The organism is Thermodesulfobacteriota bacterium, from assembly GCA_025062045.1.
Taxonomy (GTDB): domain Bacteria; phylum Desulfobacterota; class Syntrophorhabdia; order Syntrophorhabdales; family JANXAF01; genus JANXAF01.
In genome coordinates, this window is sequence record JANXAF010000024.1 from 1 (window position 1) to 3,395 (window position 3,395).

At 43.7% G+C, this 3,395-nt stretch carries 3 protein-coding genes; all 3 read right to left on the reverse strand.

Annotation, left to right across the window (positions count from 1 at the left end; translation table 11 throughout):
• Nucleotides 1–229: hypothetical protein (locus NZ583_09005; protein MCS7281731.1), on the reverse strand; the 229-nt coding region annotated here is incomplete at its 3' end.
• A 40-nt stretch (nucleotides 230–269) separates the two neighbouring features.
• Nucleotides 270–2,273 carry a YjbH domain-containing protein gene (locus NZ583_09010; GenBank protein ID MCS7281732.1) on the reverse strand — a complete coding sequence of 668 codons (2,004 nt, stop codon included), beginning with the start codon at nucleotides 2,271–2,273 and terminating at the stop codon, nucleotides 270–272.
• 81 nt (nucleotides 2,274–2,354) lie between these two features.
• A partial coding sequence (locus tag NZ583_09015) for an SLBB domain-containing protein (GenBank protein ID MCS7281733.1) occupies nucleotides 2,355–3,395 on the reverse strand: 1,041 nt, incomplete at its 5' end.

Sequence of the window (3,395 nt, forward strand, 5' to 3'; positions counted from 1 at the left end):
GGTGCGCTGGCGTTACGTGCACCGGTGCAGCTCGATCTTCCTCAGCCGCTGCAATTGCAATCGCTGCCGCAATTGCCGCTGCAATTGCTACTGCTGCCGCGATCGTGCCGGCTGTGATACCTACGGTCGTTACTGCTGCGGCCTCCGCTGCCGCTCCGGCCGCAGCTCCAGCACCCGCTTCCTGGGCAAAACTACGACTAGTCAGAAAAGCAAATACGATAAAAGCCACAAATACGACAAAGAGTTTCTTCATCATAGAGCCACCTCCTTCACTTCTCTCTATAAAACAGCTCTATATCCCTGTCAAGCATTTTTTTTGCGTTCCTTCCCAAGATTTCGAAAAGACTTCGTGGATGGGAGATATCCTGGGCCACATCCCGTGTCCATGGACTTATGGAATAGCCATACACAGTCCTCGAATCTTTACCCTCAAAGATTCTTATGGGGATCTGCACGCTTACTCCTTTGTCCCAGTAGCCCCTGTTATAAGGGTCTTTGAAGATGGAAGTATCTGTGAAACCAGCCCAAACACTAACGGTTACCCCCCGGATGAACTTTGAGACCGTAACTTTTGTACCCATATCGCCAGCCAAAAATCTTCCACCTTTTACATCAACTGCCACGTCCAGTTCGGGAACGTTAAGCCTCAAGTTTGCAAAAAAAGGCGCGTAATAGTCTTTTACGTCATCTTTTTTAAACTTTATCGGATTTTCCGGATCCCTTTTCTTTACACAACTTCCAGAGAGCCCCAAGAACAATCTTCCATCTAAGACAGGTTTTGCAATCTCGGCATCAATTCCAGTGTACTGAAGTTCGAGTATTCCTAAACTTAGCCTATAGTAAGGACCTCTTTCTAACTTACCCATGAAGGTAAAAAGGAGTCTATCAAGCCAAAGGGGTCGCTTTAAATAATCGACTATGTCAGACCTTACTGGAATTGAGAGAGGGGGAACAACAGTTGAAATGTTGCTCAAAGGATAAGCTGATAGTCCGGCACTTATTGAAAAAAACTCATCAGGTCTATAGTCAACCCATCCTACAATCCCCGCTTTTCCTTTCCAAAACCCAGACGGGTCATTTAGATAAAGCGAAATTTGTGGCTTGTAATTGAAGGAGAACTCTCTTCTTAAGTACTTTTCCCCTTTTGGGGCAGCATCTGCCTCCTCAATCCTACTTAATCCCACAAAATCTCTGAAATCGATTTCGTTGTTTCTGTAAAGAAGCATGTCCTCTTTTGTCGTTCTAACCGATAAAACTGGAATTCCCCGTTCTTTAAAAATTATTATGACGTCATTAACTTCCGGTGGTAAAAGTGGAGCTATGTTAGTTATGAGAATGTGGAGTGCCTTAGGTAGGTAAAAATACTTTCTGTTTTCAATATCGAGAAAGAGCGTACCATCCGACATTCCTATCCCGATTTCAGAAAAACCGAGCTCTCCTAAGCATCTTTTTATTCTTTCCTCGGCGGGTTTTACCTTTATCTCTTCCGGTTCTTTATAAGGCCTATCTGATATGGGAAGTAAAGGCTCGCCGATCAAAAAGGGCATTGAAATCCCAAAACCTATTGTTTCTCCCCTCTCAAAAGCCAAAGTTAAGTCCATCCACCTAAAAGGACTGTAAGTAACTCCGACATTCAGCTTGCTTTTTGGGTCCCTTTCAAAATACCTCTTTCTTGCAGGATCGGACATTTGTTTTCTGTATTCTGTTGGGTCATACTCAAAAACAAAACTCATATTATGCTTGAGAAATAACCGGCCGCCGAAAAATAATTTTGCATCCTTTATCCATGCTTTCGGATCCTCAAGCATCTCCACATAAAACCCTTCTCCTTTTGGAACAGTTGGCCTTTTTCCAAACCTTCCACTTCCCAAACCCAAAGTGATATCAAATGGATAAATTTTTTTACTCATCACCACATATTGGGAAGGATAAAGTCTTGTACCGTGTGGGTCCATTATTCCCAAAGATAGTTGGGGTAAGTACTTCTCCTCCCGTAAAAGTCTGAATTTTAGATCTATCGCTTTGTCCTTATAGTTTCCGTACTTTCTCCAAATCGGATCATGAGGGTGCGCTTTAACCCCTAAAATCTCAGTCACCCTCCCTGTTATCTCGATCCCATCGAAAGGTGAAAAAGAGACTGCGTAGAATCTATAAGGATGCACCTGTCTTACATGTGGTCGCCACATCTCTTTATCCATTACTCTCGCATCAGGTAACTCTAAAAGTCCGGTGTAGCCCCAGTTTGAGGAGTAAAAGTCCTTTTCTTTAGCCAAACCTGGTAAGCTAGCAACAAAAAAAAAGAGAAGCACAGAACCCAGAAGGCAAAAGAAAGAAGACACGTATCTCAAAAGGCCTTACTCAAAGAGATACTTGACAGTCCCTGCTACGACAGCAGTATTCATTAGGATCTGGGTTATGTCTTTTATGTTCCTCAGCCATGCTATGCGTTCAATCTTTTCAGGGACAACGATCGTATCACCTGGTTCAATTTTATGGTCATCCGAAAACCGAGAGATCTCCCACCTTGAATTTAGAAAGTTCCAGGTAAGTGTGGACCTTCCCAGTTTTTTTGCCGATCCGTCGACTTTTAGTACGAAGATGTTCTTTGTGTCTGCAAACCTGGAAGGCCCACCTGCAAGAGCGATGTAGTCTTTGTAACTAAAGCCTTCCCTGTAGACAAAGCTTCCCTGACTCATAACAGCTCCGACAACATTTACAACGGAGTTTTTGGGCGGGATGTAGAGGGTGTCTCCATCTTCAAGTTCGATATCGAATTCACTCCCTCTAAGAAGCCTCAGATGGGAAAGCCTTATCTGCATCCTTCCTATGGGTTCAATCTTCCGTAACGACTCAACAAATTTTTGTCTCTGGGCAATCTCAGCTTTTCTTGCTTCTATTTCTTCCGCTGATAAAGCCGCCGATATGCGCATTCCTGACTCGGCAAGTATTTCTCTCTCAATTCTCGATATCATCTCGTCCAGAGCTTTTTTCTGTAATTCCTTTACCGATTTACGGGTAAAAACAGCACCCCTAAGATAAGCCGTATTCTTGAATCCGCCAGCTCTTTCTATAAGAGAGGATAACCGTTCTCCCTTCTTTATAGGATACTTTCCAGGGAACTGTACTTCCCCTTCTACTGTGACATAGCCGAGTTTACCCCAGTCCGCGAGTTGTTTTACATAAAGTTTATCGTAAGGCCTAAGAACGACATTTTCCTTTGGATCGCCATCTAGCGCCTTCTTTAAGTCAATCCTTAGCGTCTCAAATCTAACTTCCCGTTCCTGAATTATGTGCTGTCTTACTATCTCTGCCTCTTTTAGGAACGCTGACTCAAGCACATTCCCAGCAGCAAAAACGAGGTCTCTCACAGTCATACCTTCCGCGTACGGATATTC